A 16,203-nucleotide genomic window follows, 5' to 3' on the forward strand; every position below is an offset into this window, starting at 1 on the left:
AACTGCCCTATCTTGAGTCGCTCCGGGGTACCTTAGGCGCCGTTCTCGCCCGGGTTTCGGGCTAAGACGCCTGAGGGGCCAGTGAACCTGACGCGGGTCAGTGGGCGGGCTCGAGCTCGGGTTCGGGCGCGGCAGACTCGTCGGCGCCGGCCGGCGTCTCCGACTCGTCGGGTACGGCCGCGCTCGGCTCGAGGTGGCGCAGCGTGGCGATCGCCACTGCGGCGAGTACGAAGAACGCGATCGCTCCGATGCCGGCGGCCGTGGTGAGCCCGGCCGTGAAGGCCTCGCGGGCCGAGTCGAGCAGCTCGACGCCAACCGAGCCCGGCAGCTGCTCCGCGACCCTGACGGCCCCCTCGATCCCTTCCCGCGCGGCGGAGTCCGCATCGGCCGGTACGCCCGCAGGCACCGAGATCCGGTCGCGGTACACCGCCGTCCCGATGCTGCCGATCGTCGCGACGCCGAAGGCGATGCCGAACTCTCCGGCCGTCTCGGACAGGGACGACGCCGAGCCGGCCTTCTCCGGCGGCGCGGTGCTGACGATGATGTTCATGCCGAGCGCGCTGGGCAGCGCGATGCCGAGGGAGGCGATGATGAACGCGCCGATGATGATCCAGCCGCTGCCGCTGCTGTCCACCTGGGTGAGAAGGGAGAATCCGAGGCCCGTGATCACCAGGCCGGCCGCCATGACGTACGCGGGCCGGATCTTGCGGATGAGCTGCGGCGCGAGCATCGACGCGATCGCCATCGCGACGTTGATCGGGACGAGTCGAAGGCCCGCCTCGAGCGGCGACAGCCCTTCGACCAGCTGCAGGTACAGCGTGACGAGCAGGAACGAGCCGCCCATGATGGTGCCGGCCACCAGGTTGAGCCCGAGCGTCGCGCTGAACGCACGGTTGGCGAACAGGCCCATGTCGAGCAGCGGGTCACGCAGGCGGCCCTGTCGGCGTACGAATGCCACGGCGAACGCGATACCGATCGCGAGCGCGACGGTCGGCTGCGTGGCGAAGCCGTCCTTGGCGAGCTCTTTGAGCCCGTAGATCGCAGGCAGGATGGCGATCAGGGACAGGCCGACGCTGAACAGGTCGAGGCGACCGGCGTTCGGGTCGCGGTGCTCCGGAAGCAAGGCCGGACCGGCCGCGAGCAGGATCAGCATCACGGGTACGCCGAGCAGGAACGCGGTGCCCCAGGAGAACGACTCCATCAGCACGCCACCGACGAGCGGCCCGACCGTCATGCCGCCCATGAAGCAGCTGAACCAGACGCCGATCGCGGCCCCGCGCTGGTGCTCGTCGTGGAACATGTTCCGGATCAGTGCGAGCGTCGACGGCATCAACGTCGCTCCCGCGATCCCCATCAGGGCGCGGGTGGCGATCAGCATCTCGGCGCTGTTCGAGTACGCCGCGAGGACCGACGCGACGGCGAAGGCAGCGCCGCCGATGAGCAGCAGTCGGCGTCGTCCGATGCGGTCGCCGAGGGTACCCATCGTCACCAGGAAACCGGCGACCATGAAGCCGTAGATGTCCATGATCCACAGCTGTTGGGTGCTGCTCGGGTCGAGATCGGCGCTGAGCTTGGGCAGCGCGAGGTAGAGGACGCTCATATCGAGCGACAGCAGCAGCGTCGGCAGGGCCAGGACGGCGAGGCCGATCCACTCGCGTCGCCCGGCGCGGGCGGCCGGTTCGGTCGTCGTTGTCGTGCTCATCGCTCTTTCCAATCGTGTTCGTCTGTGGTGTCTCACGCCTAGGTCGTACGGGGCGAGCCAGAATCGACATTCGCAGGCAGTTAGAAATTAACACTGGCAAGTTAGAAAATACAACCATTAGATTAGATATTCTGACAACGAGGTTGTACAGTGCGAGTCATGACGAGCAAGCGGAGCTACCACGACGCATGCGGGATGGCGCATGCGCTCAACCTCGTCGGTGAGCGTTGGGCGCTGCTGGTCGTACGCGAGCTGGTGCTCGGGCCCCGACGATTCACCGACCTGCGACAGGCACTGCCGGGCATCAGCGCGAACGTCCTGACCCAGCGGCTCACCGAGCTCGAAGGGTTCGGCGTCGTCGTGCGCAGGCGACTCGACCCGCCCGCCAGTGCGTGGGTCTACGACCTGACCGAGTGGGGCCACCAGTTGGAGCCGGTCATCGGCAAGCTCGGGCAGTGGGGCGCCCGGTCACCATTGCTTCCGCGCGACGCGGCGCTGAGCGTGAACTCGTTCATCTTGTCCCTGCGCAACATGTTCGATCACGCCGCGGCAGACGGCGTGACCCTGCGGGTAGACCTTCGCGTCAGCGGCCAGCCGTTCCATGCGTACGTCTCGGACGGCACGTTCGAAGCCGACGCGGGACCGGCGACCGACCCCGACGTCACCATCGAGGGCGACCAGAACGATCTCGCCTCGGTGGTGTACGACGGGCGCGACCTCGATGAGGCGGTCGACGCAGGCGTCATGCGCTACGCGGGGGAGCGAAAGACACTCGAGCGGTTCCTGGCATTGTTCTCGTTGCCGGCACCGGCACCCGTGCCGGCCAGCGACTGAAGGGATCCCCGATGACCGACGGCAGCCGTACGCTGCGGATCGACAACGCGCTCGTCTTCGATGGCGAGCACGAGAGTCTGAGTGACGGCCCTGTCGTGATCGACAATGGTGTCATCGTCGACGGCTCGGACTCACCCGACACCGAGGCGATCGACGCCCGCGGCGGTGTCGTCGTGCCAGGGCTCATCGACGCGCACTTCCATGCGTACGGCAGCGGGCTCGACGAGATGGTGCTCGAGACCACGCCGCTGAGCTATCTCGCGCTCAAGGGCGCGCACCGGCTGCGACGCGCACTGGGCCGCGGGTTCACGACGGTACGCGACGTGGCCGGTGGCGACCCTGGGCTGGCGAACGCCATCCGCGAGGGCCTGATCGCGGCGCCGCGCTACCACTACACGGGCCCCGCCCTCAGCCAGACGGGCGGGCACGGCGACCCGCGACCCGAGGACTACGACGGCTGCCTGTGCGACGGTCACATGGTCGAGGTCGTCGACGGCGTCGACCCGCTGCGGCGGGCGGTACGCGACCGCTTCCGGCGGGGAGCACATGCGATCAAGATCATGACCTCCGGTGGCGTCATGTCGCCGAGCGACCCGATCCGCAACCCGCAGTACTCCGCCGAGGAGGTGCGGGCCGTCACCGAGGAGGCGGCGCGGCGGGGAAGCTACGTGGTGGCCCACGCGTACTCGCCCGAGGCGATCGTGCACTCGGTCGAGAACGGCGTACGCAGCATCGAGCACGGCAACCTGCTCGATGCGGAGACCGCGAAGGTGATGGCGGTGGGCGAGGCATTCCTCGTACCGACACTGGCGGCGTACGCTGCGATCGAGCGCCGTGGCGCCGATCTCGGACTGACCGGGTTCCAGCTGCAGAAGAACCAGGAGGTGCTGACCTCCGGACAGCGGGCGATCCAGATCGCCCGCGACGCCGGGGTGCGGATCGGCTTCGGCACCGACCTGATGGGCGACCTGGAGTCCGACCAGCTGACCGGCCTGCGACTGCAGCTCGAGGCCGCGGGCGTACTCGACACGCTGCGCTCGGCGACCTCGGTCAACGCGGAGCTGATCGGCCGTGACGACATCGGTCGGATCCGGCCCGGAGCGCGTGGTGACCTCGTGATCCTGGACGGCAACCCGTTCGACGAGCCAGAGGTGCTGTGGGACACCGGCCGGCGCCGCACCGTCGTTCAGGGCGGCCGCGTCATCCAGCCCCGCTGAGCATGACGTTTCGGCCCCAGTTTCGCGAGGAATGGGGCCGAAACGTCATGCTCACGGGGTGGGTCAGGCGCCGGTCTTTCGTGATCGGGCGGTCACCAGCCCCGTCTCGTACGCGAACACGACGAGCTGGGCACGGTCGCGGGCGCCGGTCTTCGTCATCGCCCGGCTGACATGCGTCTTCGCGGTCGTCGGGCTGACCACCATCTTCTCGGCGATCTCGGTATTACTCAGGCCGTGCCCGACGAGGGCGACGACCTCACGCTCGCGGTTAGTGAGCTGCTCGAGTCCGCCGGCGGAGATCGCGTCCGGCGGCCGTGAGACGAACTCGCTGATCAGGGTACGAGTGACGACGGGCGAAAGCAGCGCGTCGCCCTCGGTCGCGACCCGTACCGCCTGCAATACGTCGTCGGGCTCGGAGTCCTTGACGAGGAAACCGCTCGCCCCCGCGCGCAACGCGTCGAACACGTACTCGTCCAGGCCGAAGTTGGTCAGCATCACGACACGTACGTCGCTGAGCGTGGGGTCGGCGACGATCTCGCGGGTCGCCGCGACGCCGTCGAGCACCGGCATCTGGATGTCCATCAGCACGACGTCGGGCCGGTACTTGCGGGCGAGATCCACGCCCTGGCGTCCGTCGCCGGCCTCGCCGAGGACGTCGATGTCGTCCTCGGCGTCGAGCAGCGCCCTCAGGCCCGTGCGGATCAGCGTCTGGTCGTCGACCATCACCACACGGATCATGGGGCCACCGGCACCGGAATCTCAGCACACACCCGGAAGCCACCCTCAGAGCGATTCGTCGCGGACAGCTTTCCACCGAGCGCGGCGACCCGCTCGCGCATGCCGACCAGGCCGAGACCGGGCACCGGGTCGGCGTCGGGAACGCCGCCCCCGTCGTCGGCGATGCTCACCGTGAGCAGGTCCGACTGGTACGCGAGCTCGACGGTCGCCGCCGACGCGTCGGCGTGGCGGGTCACGTTGGTGAGCGCCTCCTGGACGATCCGGTACGCCGCCTTGTCGATGTCGTCGGGTACCGTCCGCGGCTTGCCGGAGATCCGTACCGTCGAGGTGAGCCCGGTCGAGCGGGTGCGCTCGACGAGCGCAGGGATGCGCTCGATACCGCTGCCCGACGTCGCGCTCTCCTCGCGCAGCACCTCCAGCGTCGCGCGCAGCTCGCGGACGGCCTCGGAGCTCGCCTCCTGGATCGCGAGGATCGCGTCCGGCACGTCCTCGCCGCGCTTGCGCGCCAGATGCGCGGCGACGCCGGACTGCACCTTGATCACGGAGATGCTGTGCGTCAGCGAGTCGTGCAGCTCGCGGGCGATGCGTAGCCGCTCCTCCGCGGCACGGCGACGCGCGGCCTCCTCGCGTCCACGCTCGGCGTCGACGGCGCGTTGCTCGGACTCGCGTACGCGGCCCTTCCACTGCCGCATCGCAATCGCGACGACACCGATCGTGACGAACCACTCCGCGATGAAGTATCGCTTCCACCGATGGTCCAACTTCTGCCTGACAGCGCGCATGTAGTGCATCGTAGTCGCCGGATCGGCCTGGTTCGTCCCTCCGAGGTAGCGCATTCCGCGTACTCCCGTCGGTGTACGAGTGCTCCTCCCCGTCGTGTCACACGACGACCCCCAAGACCCCTCTTATGTACGACGACACCGACCGGTGTCCGGGACGAGGATCATCGCATCGACCACGAACCAGGGGGGACGCACCGATGATCGCCACCACCACGTACGCCCGAACTGCTGCCTCCGACCTAGAACGGTCGTTCCACGGCGCTGTGCTGCGCCCGGGAGACGACCGGTACGACGCGGAGAGGTTGTCCTGGTACCGCACCATCGACCCGCGTCCCGCGGTCATCGCGGAGGCCACGAGCCGATCCGATGTCGCCGTCGCGGTTCGGGTCGCCCGTGAGCACGGCCTGCCGCTGACGATCCAGTCCACCGGGCACGGCACCATCAGCCCTGCGGAGGGCATGCTGCTGCGTACGTCGCTGATGGCCGGTGTCGAGATCGACCCCGGGCGACGCCTCGCCCGGGTCGAGCCCGGCGCGTTGTGGTCCGACGTCATCGCGGCCGCCGCACCGTACGGCCTCGCCCCGCTTTCCGGCACCCCGGCGGTCGGTGTGGTCGGCTACACGCTCGGCGGGGGCGCGGGGTGGCTGTCGCGGACCCACGGCTACGCCGCGGACAGCCTCACCGCGGCCGAGATCGTGACCAGCGACGGCGAGGTGCGGAGGGTCGACGGCGAACGCCATCCGGACCTCTACTGGGCGCTGCGCGGTGGTGGCGGTGCCTTCGCGGCCGTGACGGCGCTGGAGTTCTACCTCTATCCGGTCGGCCAGGTCTGGTCCGGGCTCACGATGTACCCGTTCGACCGGGCCGCGAGCGCGCTCGCGGCCTACCGGGACTGGTCGGCCACGGAGCCCGACGTACTCAACACGTCGGTGACGGCGATGCGGGTACCGCCCATGCCGCAGCTGCCCGAGGAGGTACGTGGGCGGCTGGTGCTCGCCCTGCGCGTGTTCGGCTCCGAGCCGAACGCCGCCGGTCTCGCCGAACCGCTGACGGCGGCCGCAGGGGAGCCGCTGTTCGGCGGATTCGGCGAGCTGACCTTCGCCGACGCCGCACACGCCGCGGGCCCGCCGCCACCACCGATGGCCGCTCGCCAGCACATCGACCTGGTGCGAGAAGTGCCGGATGCACTGCTCGACACGGTGGTCGAGGCGGCGGAGGAGAGCCCGGCGGTGATGGCGATCGAGCTCCGGCACTGGGGCGGCGCGATGGCGCGCTCGGCACCGGGCCATGGGCCGGTCGGTCATCGCGACCTGCCGTACTCGGTGGTCGCGACGGCCGTCGATTCCGATCCCGACTCGGGTGCGGCCGATCAGGTGGCGAGCATTGCCGATCGCGTACGTCCGTACGCAAGCGGTCTCACCTTCCGCAACTTCGAGACCGACCCGGCGCGGATGAGTGCGGCGTACACCGCCGAGGACTACGCGCGGCTGACGCAGATCAAGACGGCCTGGGACCCGGACGGTGTGTTCGGTCCCGAATTCGAGGAGGAACGATGACATCTCAACTGGAGCTGGACGTACGTACGACGCTGGGTGCGGCGACGGGATCGCTGCGGATCGTGCTCGCCGACGCACCCACCGCCCGCCACGCGACCCGGGTGGCCGAGGACCTCGGCTGGCTGCCGGGCTTCGGTCAAGGGCCGCTGACGCTGGTCATTCCCGAGCTCGATGCGAAGTCGGCCGTCGACGTGCTGGCCGAGCTGGCCTGGGCGGGTGTGCTCCCGGTCGCCTTCTCGCTGACCTGACCCCTCGCTAGTACGGCCAGCCGCCGAGCCCGCAGCCGTTCTTGTCGAGAGTCAGGGCGAGGTCCTTGACGCGGTGGTCGCCGCCGATCACGAACGAATAGTGCGCCTTGCGGTTGCCCGGAGTCGGCACGATATAGGTCGGCGGCCCGGAGATCTCGTCGTAGGCGTACCGCTTGTACGCATGGCGGATGCGCTTCGCGAGCGAGCCCAAGTGATCGTTGATCGAGCCCATCCGGATGCCCTCGGGCGTATGCATCGTGTCGGTGCCGGGGAGGTTGACGAGCCCGTGCTTGGGCGAGACGATCACGCCGTTGCCGGGGTTCATCGCTCCCTGCGACGCCTTGAGGTAGTACCACGTGCACTTCCCGATCTTCTCCGGATCACGGAGCAGACCGGTCTTCACGGCCTTCTTCTTCGACATGCCGAGGTGCAGCGACTTGTACGCCTTCGGCCCGATGGTCGACTTGTCGCGCGCCCGGTGATCCGGTTGCTCGGTCTGTGCCGCTGCAACTGCCGGCGGCACGATGACGGATGCCGCCAGACACGTGGCGGCGATTCGTACGAGTCTGGTGGTGCGAGTGTTGGTCACGTCTGCCTCCAAGGGCGTACGCGCCGGGAGATCCACCCCCCGCGCTGGATCTTTCAAGACAGCGAAAACCCTAGCGAGCATTCGGATGCCGTGTGCAACATTCCCGAGAATCGCCGGCCGGGTGACCCGCACCACATGAGTGCCGAGCCCGCAACGGTCTGTGCTCGAAATCACAACCAGATAAGGGGAAAGTCGAAATGGGGAGGTGACCGCGGACGTTACCATAGATGGACACAGTCGATCAGAAATGAGGAGGCAGCCCATGCGTGCTGACGCAGTTGGAACAGGTTCGGTCGTGGTGCGTAAGGGTTACGGTGTGCGGTTCACGCTGAGCGTCGTCGCCTCCATCGCGCTGGCAGTCCTGGTCGTACCGATGCTCTCGGCGGGTCTTCCGTGGGGCTTCACCGCGGGCGCCGTCGCGCTCGCCATCGCCGCCGGAATCGACGCCGCATTCGTGCTCGACCGGATGCTGAACGCACCGGCCCCGGCAGCGGCGACCGGTGGTCGTGAGGCGCTCGATCTCGCTGCCTGACCGCTAGCGCAACTCCCGACGAGGCCGCCACACCAGGTGTGGCGGCCTCGTCGTACGTTCTGGTGTACTTTCGCCAGTCACATTGCTGTTCTAAAACGTTTAGGGGAGGGCGATGCGGGTCTACGTCAGCGCCGACGCCGACGACCGGCAGGCGGGATTCGTCGGTGGCCGCCTCGTCGAGCGAGGAGCCGAGCTGCGCTATCTCGATCGCGATGCCCTGCCGACGTACGCGGGTCTCGACGCGCCCGACCTTCTCGTCCTGCTGGGGTCCGCGCGAAGCGCGTGGGCGGACGACCAGCGCGACGTGGTCGCTTCCGAGGCCGCGCTCGTACGCGACGCGCTCGATGCCGGCACGCCGGCGATGGGCATCTGCTACGGCGGCCAGCTCATCGCGCGCGCACTCGGCGGGACCGTCCAGCGGGCCGAGACGGCCGAGTTCGGCTGGCGCGACGTCGCGAGCATCGACCCCGAGCTGTGCCCCGTCGGCCCGTGGGCTCAGTTCCACGGCGACTCCTTCAAGCCGGCGCCGACGTCTCGCGTGATCGGTACGTCGGCGGCCGGTTGCCAGGGTTTCGTCGATGAGTCGCTGCAGGCCCGAGCCATCGGCTGGCAGTTCCACCCCGAGGTCTCCGGCACGCGTTTCTCGGAGTGGGTGGACGAGCTCGAGGGGTTCTGCGTCGAGCGTGGAGGCGATCCGGACGCACTGCGCCGCGAGGCGGTCGCCTATGCGGACACCGGTCGACTGCGTGCGCACGACCTCACCGATGCGGCGCTCGCCTGGCTCATGATGTAGAGCCGGGAAGCGTTCGGGGCAGCCCGAAGTAGGAGGCGACCGTCGTCTCGAATCGGGTCAGCTCACCGATCCGGTCACCGACGACGTCGACCACGATGAGCGAGGTGAGGTGCAGTCGCCCGGCGGCCGGATCCTGGGTGTAGATGCCCCACGCCGGCTGGGAGTTCGCCCGGACGGGCACCATCCGATCGAATCGGTGCTTGTGCGGACCGATCGCGGTGAAGAAGCGGTGCACCGCGACGGATCCGTGGTACTCGAAGGGCAGCGGCGGCATCCGTACCCAGGCGTCGTCGGTCATCAGGGCGACGATCGCATCGACGTCGAATGCGGTGAAGGCATCGACGACCCGCTCGAGCAGGGCGCCCTCCTCCGGCGTGCCGGGTAACGGGGGTGGCGGCGCTTCGGCGGACCGAGCCGAGTCGACGGACGCGCGTGCCCGCTTGAGGGCTCCGGTGACCGCACTCTCGGTCAGCCCGAGCAGCTCCGCGACCTCCCGCGCCCGGTACCCGAGTACGTCGCGCAGGAGAAGCACTGCTCGTTGGTTCGGTGGCAACAGCTGTACCGCCGTGACGAAGGCGAGCGAGATCGCCTCTCGGGACTCGTAGCGAGCCTCCGGTCCGGGCGTCGGGTCGGCGAGTCCTTCGAGCAAGACGTCGGGGTACGGCTGTAGCCACGGCACCTCGCCCATGCTGGTCGGTTTCGGCGCCGGCACGGGAAGTGCCGCCGATGCGACCGGCCTTCTCGCGGACGACCGCAGTACGTTCAGGCACCGATTCGTGGCGATGCGGTACAGCCACGTGCGAATCGACGATCGACCCTCGAAGCCATCGAGACCGAGCCAGGCCGCGAGCAACGTCTCCTGCAGTGCGTCCTCGGCATCCTGCAGCGAGCCGAGCATGCGATAGCAATGCGCCTGCAGCTCGCCGCGGTGCTTCTGGGTGAGTGCGGTGAACGCGTCGCGATCACCCGCGCGCGCTCGTTCGAGCAGTTCTGCCGTCATTGCCGCCTCCTCTATTCATCCTCCCTGGTACTGACACCGGCGGCCAACGGAACTGGTCGGAATCGGCGCGCCCAGTTTCGGGCGTACGTCGCGTCTGTCCTTTTGCATGCCGCCACTGAGAACGAGCAGACCGGAGTCACCGCTATGGCAATGACAGAGGCAGGGACAGACCCGAGGATGACGACCGCGCAGCGGTGGGTACTCGGCATCACGGCGGTGGCGTCGTTCATGGTCGTCCTCGACGTCATGGTCGTGATGACCGCATTGGACGCGATCCGGACGGACCTCGGCGCATCGCTGGAGGATCTCGAGTGGACGGTCACCGCGTACACGCTGACGTTCGCCGTCCTGCTGATGCCGGCGGCGGCGTTGGGTGAGCGGTTCGGCCGGCGGCGAGTCCTGATCGTCGGGTTGTCCGTGTTCAGCCTCGCGTCGGCGGCCTGTGCGCTCGCTCCCGGCGTAGGCTGGCTCGTCGCCGCCCGGGTGGTGCAGGGCGTCGGCGCGGCCGGCGTGACCCCGGTGGCACTGGCGGTGTTGAGTGCGGCGTTCACCCCGCAGCGGCGAGGGGCCGCGCTGGGCCTGTTCGCCGGCGTGACCGGACTTGCGACCCTTGGCGGCCCCGTCGTCGGCGGAGTCGTCGTCGAGGCCGCATCGTGGCAGTGGATCTTCTGGCTCAACCTGCCGATCGGCGCTGTACTGGTGCCGCTGGCGTGGCGCCGCATCGACGAGGCGTACGGGACGACCCGCCGGCTGGACGTCGTCGGCATGGTCCTGATAGCCGTCGGCTGCTTCGGTGTCGTGTGGGCGCTGGTGCGCGGAAACGCCGCCGGGTGGGACAGCCCGGAGGTGCTCGGCGCGCTCGCCGTAGGCATCGTCGCGGTCGCCGCGTTCGTACGCTGGGAGCTGCGGAGTCCCCAGCCGATGCTGCCGATGCCCTTCTTCGCGCGCCGCGGTTTCGCGGCGGGCAACGCTGCGACGTTCCTGATGTTCGCTGCGATGTTCGGCGCAGTGTTCTTCCTCGCCCAGTTCTTTCAAGCCGCACAGGGAACCGGACCGCTCGGCGCGGGTCTGAGGCTGGCGCCGCTGACCGTGACCCTGTCGGTGGTGGCTCCGCTCGTCGGGCCACAGATCGGCCGCATCGGTGAGCGGTCGTTCGTGACGACCGGCATGGCGGCACTGGCCGTCGGGTTCGGCTGGCTCGGCATCGTCGCGACGCGCGACGCGGCGTACGTCACCCTGGTCGTCCCGCTTGTCGTCGCGGGCGTCGGCGCGTCGATGGTGATCCCGGCGGCGCAGAGCGCAGTACTCGGTGCCGTTCCGGCGTCGGGCACGGGGGCGGCCTCGGGAACGTTCAACATGCTGCGTCAGCTCGGGGGAGCATTCGGTATCGCGGTGACGGCGGCGGTCTTCGCCGGCTACGGCGGTTACGGGTCCGCCGTGGCGTACGGCGACGGGTTCGGTCCGGCGCTCGCAACGGTCGCCGGCATGGCGCTACTCGGGGCATTCGCCGCCGGCGCACTTCCGTCGCGCGATCGCAGGGACGGCGAGGACTACATCCAGCCGCCGAATCCGACGCCTGTGCAGGCAACCTCGGACGGGGCCGGACGATGACCGGCCGTGCGGAACCGAACGGTCCGCTTCGGGTCTGGACGCTCATCCTGGCCTCGATCGGGAGCTTCGTCGCGGCCCTCGACGTGGTCGTCGTCGCCACTGCGTTGCCAGCACTACGGGAGGATCTCGGCGCGAGCCTGTTCGATCTCGAGTGGACGATCAACGCGTACAACCTGGCCTTCGCCTGCCTGATGCTGACGGGTGCGGCGATCGGTGACCGGATCGGTCGCCGGCGCACGTACGCCGCTGGGCTGCTGGTGTTCGCCGCGGCCTCCATCGGTGCGGCGTTGTCGCAGAGCGGCACCGAGCTCATCGTGGCACGGGTGATCCAAGGGGCCGGCGCGGCTGCCGTCCTGCCGCTGACCCTCGCCCTGATCAGCGATGCGTTTCCGTACGAGAAGCGCGGTGCGGCGATCGGGCTCTGGGGTGGGGTCACCGGCTTGGGTGTCTCCTCCGGTCCGGTGTTCGGCGGCGCGATCATCGAGGGCATCTCGTGGCAGTGGATCTTCTGGATCAACGTTCCGATCGGAGCGACCGTGGCGGTGCTGTCGCAGTGGAAGCTGCGGGAGAGCTATGGCCCGCGACCGCAGCTCGACCTGCCGGGACTCGGTCTGGTGGGTCTCGCGATGTTCGGTCTCACGTGGGCGCCGGTCCGCGCGCCGAGAATCGGCTGGGGCAGCGCCGAGGTGATCGGCTCGCTCCTGCTCGGAGTGGCACTGGTCGTGGCGTTCCTGGCGTGGGAGCGGCGGGCGACGTACCCGATGGTCCCGCTGGCGTACTTCCGCTCCCGCGAGTTCACGACGGCGAACGGCGTGATCTTCTTCCAGTTCATGTCGCTCATCGGAGCGGTGTTCCTCCTGACCCAGCTGTTCCAGGTGGGCATGGGCTACGGCCCGTTCGACGCCGGACTGCGTACGTTGGCCTTCTTCGCCACACCGGTGGTCGCGGCTCCGATCGCCGGGCTGCTCGCCGACAGGTTCGGCAACAAGCCGTTCATGGTCATCGGGCTGTCGATGCAGGGTCTCGGGCTGCTCTGGCTCACCGCCCTGGTCGAGCCGGGAGTCGGCTACCCGACTCTCGTCGCACCGCTCGTCTTCGCCGGCGTCGGTACCGCGATGTGCTTCCCGACCGTCGCCAATGCCGTCACCAGCGCCGTTCCGGTCGCCGACACGGGCGTCGCCGCCGGCACCAACAATGCTCTGCGCGAGGTAGGAGGCGTCTTCGGCGTCGCCGTCCTCGCCGCCGTGTTCGCCGACAACGGCGGCGGTTACGCCAGCGCGGCGAACTTCATCGACGGCTTCCAACCGGCGATGTACATCGGTGCGGCAATGGCCGGTGTCGGCGTCGTCTGGGCGGCCCTGGCTCCGTCGAGCTCGGCTGCCGAAGCCGGGCGGCAAGCGCTGGCCCGCCGGGACGCGGGCCTGGTGGGTTCGCGACGATGACTGCCGCTAAGCATTGACCGGTTCTTTCACGATGGGGCGGTCGGCTTGGGGGAGCCAGGTGTTGGTGACGTGGTCGATGACGTGGATGCCGGGGGGTGACTCGATCCGGACGACGGACTCGAGGCTGTCGGCGGGTTCGCCGCCCGCGAGGGCGTTGAAGACGGTCCATTCGCGGCGTTTGCGGAGGGTGCGGACGCTGGTGGCGAAGGCGTCGGGGTCGGTCCAGTGGGAGAACTCGTCGGAGTCGAGGTATTTGAGTTCGACGCAGAGGCCGCCGGGGAGGGTGAGTCGTTCGACGTGGTCGGGGAAGAGGCGTAGTTCCCATTCGAAGGCTTTGACGAAGGTGTAGTCGGGGCCCATCGGATAGATCCAGGGTTCGATGTTGCGGAGGCCGACGTCGAGGTACGCGACCCGGTCGCTCTCCACGAACAGCGGATGGCGCGGCATCGTCACCACCGTCTCGGTGTTGCCGAGCTGCCAGGACAGGTCGGCGAAGGTGGCGGCGCCCTCGCGGGTGAGGACCATGTCGCCGTCCCACTTCATCGAGTACGTGGTGCGTACGTGGGCGAAGGACCAGTTGTAGAAGTAGGCGAGGTTGTGCAGGGAGCGTTCGGGGGTGGCGAGGTGTTCGGGCCCGCAGCGACTCACGGCGAACGGGTACTCCGTCACGGTGAGCCGTTCTGTCAGGCCACGCTCGGCCGCGGTACGTCGCGCCATCTCCGCAGTTCCGTCATCGGACTGGTTGTCGACGACCACCACCTGCCGACATGCGTGCAGCAGCGGTGGTAGCACCCAGGGCATCGACCGAGCTTCGTTCTTCACCCGCAGCACCGCGGTCATACCGGTCTCGAGGTCGCCCCGCTCCCAGGCCCAGTCGACGTCGAAGTCGCCGCGGCCCTCGAGGTTGGTGAATCCCATCAGTCCTCCCGGTGTGACAGCATCCGCCGCGCGCCTCGTCGTACCGATGGCGGGATCTTCGCGCGCTGATCGTGCGGGATCCGATCGACCAGCCGCGCGAGGCGCCCGGCGTTGGGCGCGGCATCGTCCGCGGCAGGGTCGGTGGGCTCGGTCGGCCGGGGTGCGACGGCCGCGCGCCGCGCAGCGATCAGCGAGGAGTTCGCGACCGCCTCGGCCTCCTCGTAGTAGCGGGTGTACGCGTCGCGCAGCTCGTCGAGACCGGCGTACGCCTCCTCTGAATCGCCGTCGGGCTCGGCGAGGGTGCTGAGTCCCACCCACGTCGCGTCAGCGAGCTCGCGAAGCCGGTCCGGCACGTCGACGTCGTCCCAGGTGAGACGTACCCGGCGTAGGGACGGATCGACGAAGTTGTGCACCCGGCGCATGCCATCGGCGGATGCGGACTGCACCCGCTCGATCTCGAGCGCGTCGCCGGTGCGGACGAGCGACGTCGTCCAGTCGTCGAGCAGGTCGTGGTACCGGAGGAAGACCCGATCCGATCCACGCGTCGCCCGCTCGGTGTGCAGCATCATGTTCACCCACGCGGCCGTACCGTGCGCGTTGCTGAGCCGGCCGTTGTAGTACTTCTGCTTGCTGCCCACGACCTCCGTCGGCGGGCGCAGCATCGTCGCGAAGCACGGCGTCGCACCCGCGCGGATCGCGGCGACCCGCCACAGGCCGAGGAACCACGCGAGCCGCGGATCCTTGAGTACCAGCTCGTCCTTCTCGGCGAACTGCTCGCTCAGCCATTCCGTCGCGCGCTGGCGCACGCCCTCGCGAGCCGTCGGCCGCCCGGCCTCGAACCACGCCCGTGGACGGGCATCCGACACCTGCACGTTGCTGCGCTTGAGGAGCTCGTCGTGGAAGTCGACCAGCCACTGCGGCTCGGCGAACCCGCGCGGGTTCGTCTCGTCCGGTACGACCTCGGGCTGCGGCACGTACAGGCCGAGCTCGCGCAGGATGCCCGCCAGCGTGCTCGTCCCGCTGCGACCCGAACCGGCGACGAACACCACTCGGCGGCGGGACTGTGGTTCGGTGTTGTCTCCTTGCCGTTCGGCGTTCTCCGATTCGGCAACCTCGGCCACGAGGCTCGCGGACGAGTCCGCGGTCTCGCTAGACGTGGTGGACAGCATGCGTACGCACGGCTCCTTCGTCGAGGGGGTGGGTTCTCGGGTCCGCCTTCTCCACAACAGGATCCGGCGGTTGGGTACGTGGGGTGCGGGCACGTCGCGCGATCCGCAGCAGCGATGCGATGCGTTCGTGTCGTTCGATGTGTCCGCGGACCAGGGGCAGCAGCGGCTCGACCTGCGTCGACCACGCATCGAGCCCGTCCTGATCGATCGCGGGCGTGAGCGGTTGGTAGCCGAGCCGGGACAGGTCGTCGGCGTAGAGGTCGTTGACGATGCGCGCCGTCGCAGGGTCGTACAACGCGGGGGAGTACGGCAGCAGTGCGCTGTTCTCCCGCTCGACCCGTACCCGTGCGGCCGCCCGCCCGCCGATGTGCGCGCGGAGCTTCGCCACGGTCTCGTCTATGCGCTCGATGTGACCGACATGCGTGAGCGGCGGCGCGAGATCGAGGACGCGCGTCTGCGGCGCCCAGTGTGCGTCTCGTGGGCGTTCGTCGGACGGACGGTCGAGCGCGCGTACGAACGCGCGGAACGCGTCGACCAGATCGGCCGGATCGACCGGGCGCCGCGGAAACCAGTCGGCCGTGCCGTACGCCGCGACGTAGTCGGGCTCGCGCAGCAGCAGCTTCGACTGCCACGCCGACCACAGCCGCGGAGCCGGGTCGCGCACGGTCGTGAACCGCAGCCACGAGTCGTCGCGGGCGATCGCATCGCGCTCGCCGGTGTCCAGCAGGCTCCACTTGAACTTGCCGCGCCAGCGTTCGAGGTCGTGGATCGTCATCGCCGGTGTCACCTGGCCGCTCACCGAGCGATGGAAGTGCTCCGGGCTCAGGCCCGCGACGCGCGACAGGGTCCACAGCATCGAGGTGCAGCCGCTCTTCGGCATCGGCACGTAAAGGATGCGTCGGCGAGGGAGCACGATCGTTCGTCGCTCGGCATGCACGAATTGCGCCTCGCTGGGCATGCGTACGTCCTCTCGCGGTCGGGCTCTTCTGGCGTGCTGTTTCGGGCAGGCCGCAGCCGCCGATGGATCGTACGCAGGCCGGAATGAACAGCGAGTGAAGCGAGGCGTACATCT

At 69.1% G+C, this 16,203-nt stretch carries 16 protein-coding genes; 8 read left to right on the forward strand and 8 right to left on the reverse strand.

All coding sequences use genetic code 11. The features are described 5' to 3' along the window. Nucleotides 1–97: 97 nt before the first annotated feature. A complete protein-coding gene (locus tag L0C25_RS19155; RefSeq protein ID WP_271633376.1) occupies nt 98–1,702 on the reverse strand; it encodes an MFS transporter in 1,605 nt (534 codons plus the stop codon). 159 nt (nt 1,703–1,861) lie between these two features. Between L0C25_RS19155 and L0C25_RS19160 the strand changes: the two genes are divergently transcribed. Further along, nucleotides 1,862–2,536, forward strand: a complete 675-nt coding sequence (locus tag L0C25_RS19160; RefSeq protein ID WP_271633377.1) for a winged helix-turn-helix transcriptional regulator — start codon at nt 1,862–1,864, stop codon at nt 2,534–2,536. Nucleotides 2,537–2,547: 11 nt separating this feature from the next. After that, nucleotides 2,548–3,753 (forward strand): metal-dependent hydrolase family protein, encoded by a 1,206-nt coding sequence (locus L0C25_RS19165; RefSeq protein WP_271633378.1) that lies wholly within the window; start codon nt 2,548–2,550, stop codon nt 3,751–3,753. 63 nt (nt 3,754–3,816) lie between these two features. Here L0C25_RS19165 and L0C25_RS19170 read toward each other — a convergent pair whose 3' ends face one another. Then, nucleotides 3,817–4,491 (reverse strand): response regulator, encoded by a 675-nt coding sequence (locus tag L0C25_RS19170; protein ID WP_271633379.1) that lies wholly within the window; start codon nt 4,489–4,491, stop codon nt 3,817–3,819. After that, the gene (locus L0C25_RS19175; RefSeq protein WP_271633380.1) at nt 4,488–5,273 is read right to left on the reverse strand and encodes a sensor histidine kinase; all 786 of its coding nucleotides are present in this window, start codon (nt 5,271–5,273) and stop codon (nt 4,488–4,490) included. Before L0C25_RS19175 ends, L0C25_RS19170 begins: the two co-directional genes overlap by 4 nt. 197 nt (nt 5,274–5,470) lie before the next feature. Here L0C25_RS19175 and L0C25_RS19180 point away from each other — a divergent pair, with 197 nt between their 5' ends. Both L0C25_RS19180 and L0C25_RS19185 read left to right on the forward strand, forming a co-directional pair. Continuing rightward, nucleotides 5,471–6,829: an FAD-binding oxidoreductase gene (locus tag L0C25_RS19180; RefSeq protein ID WP_271633381.1), complete on the forward strand. Its 1,359-nt coding sequence runs from the start codon at nt 5,471–5,473 to the stop codon at nt 6,827–6,829. Beyond that, nucleotides 6,826–7,077 carry a hypothetical protein gene (locus L0C25_RS19185; RefSeq protein ID WP_271633382.1) on the forward strand — a complete coding sequence of 84 codons (252 nt, stop codon included), beginning with the start codon at nt 6,826–6,828 and terminating at the stop codon, nt 7,075–7,077. Before L0C25_RS19180 ends, L0C25_RS19185 begins: the two co-directional genes overlap by 4 nt. A gap of 7 nt (nt 7,078–7,084) precedes the next feature. Here the strand turns inward: L0C25_RS19185 and L0C25_RS19190 are convergent, their stop codons facing one another. Beyond that, a complete protein-coding gene (locus tag L0C25_RS19190; protein WP_271633383.1) occupies nt 7,085–7,666 on the reverse strand; it encodes a hypothetical protein in 582 nt (193 codons plus the stop codon). A gap of 262 nt (nt 7,667–7,928) precedes the next feature. Here L0C25_RS19190 and L0C25_RS19195 point away from each other — a divergent pair, with 262 nt between their 5' ends. Together L0C25_RS19195 and L0C25_RS19200 are read left to right on the forward strand one after the other, a co-directional pair. Then, nucleotides 7,929–8,198 carry a hypothetical protein gene (locus L0C25_RS19195; protein ID WP_271633384.1) on the forward strand — a complete coding sequence of 90 codons (270 nt, stop codon included), beginning with the start codon at nt 7,929–7,931 and terminating at the stop codon, nt 8,196–8,198. A 112-nt stretch (nt 8,199–8,310) separates the two neighbouring features. Beyond that, nucleotides 8,311–8,991: a type 1 glutamine amidotransferase gene (locus L0C25_RS19200; protein ID WP_271633385.1), complete on the forward strand. Its 681-nt coding sequence runs from the start codon at nt 8,311–8,313 to the stop codon at nt 8,989–8,991. On the opposite strand, the gene L0C25_RS19205 is transcribed toward L0C25_RS19200, so the two are convergent. Next, the gene (locus L0C25_RS19205) at nt 8,981–9,991 is read right to left on the reverse strand and encodes a sigma-70 family RNA polymerase sigma factor (RefSeq protein WP_271633386.1); all 1,011 of its coding nucleotides are present in this window, start codon (nt 9,989–9,991) and stop codon (nt 8,981–8,983) included. The genes L0C25_RS19200 and L0C25_RS19205 overlap by 11 nt on opposite strands. Before the next feature lie 177 nt (nt 9,992–10,168). Here L0C25_RS19205 and L0C25_RS19210 point away from each other — a divergent pair, with 177 nt between their 5' ends. Beyond that, complete coding sequence (locus L0C25_RS19210; RefSeq protein WP_271633387.1) at nt 10,169–11,602, forward strand: DHA2 family efflux MFS transporter permease subunit; 1,434 nt, start codon at nt 10,169–10,171, stop codon at nt 11,600–11,602. After that, entirely contained in the window at nt 11,599–13,044 is a 1,446-nt protein-coding gene (locus L0C25_RS19215; protein ID WP_271633388.1) for an MFS transporter, read from the forward strand. Before L0C25_RS19210 ends, L0C25_RS19215 begins: the two co-directional genes overlap by 4 nt. A 6-nt stretch (nt 13,045–13,050) precedes the next feature. Here the strand turns inward: L0C25_RS19215 and L0C25_RS19220 are convergent, their stop codons facing one another. Genes L0C25_RS19220 through L0C25_RS19230 form a run of 3 tightly spaced genes read right to left on the reverse strand, consistent with a single transcriptional unit; the run spans nt 13,051 to nt 16,089 of the window. Further along, nucleotides 13,051–13,962, reverse strand: coding sequence for a hypothetical protein (locus tag L0C25_RS19220; RefSeq protein WP_271633389.1), 912 nt, complete (start codon nt 13,960–13,962; stop codon nt 13,051–13,053). After that, nucleotides 13,962–15,131 (reverse strand): sulfotransferase family protein, encoded by a 1,170-nt coding sequence (locus L0C25_RS19225; protein ID WP_271633390.1) that lies wholly within the window; start codon nt 15,129–15,131, stop codon nt 13,962–13,964. Before L0C25_RS19225 ends, L0C25_RS19220 begins: the two co-directional genes overlap by 1 nt. Next, nucleotides 15,112–16,089 (reverse strand): sulfotransferase family 2 domain-containing protein, encoded by a 978-nt coding sequence (locus L0C25_RS19230; protein ID WP_271633391.1) that lies wholly within the window; start codon nt 16,087–16,089, stop codon nt 15,112–15,114. Before L0C25_RS19230 ends, L0C25_RS19225 begins: the two co-directional genes overlap by 20 nt. Nucleotides 16,090–16,203: the final 114 nt, after the last annotated feature.

The organism is Solicola gregarius (genome assembly GCF_025790165.1).
Classification (GTDB): domain Bacteria; phylum Actinomycetota; class Actinomycetes; order Propionibacteriales; family Nocardioidaceae; genus Solicola; species Solicola gregarius.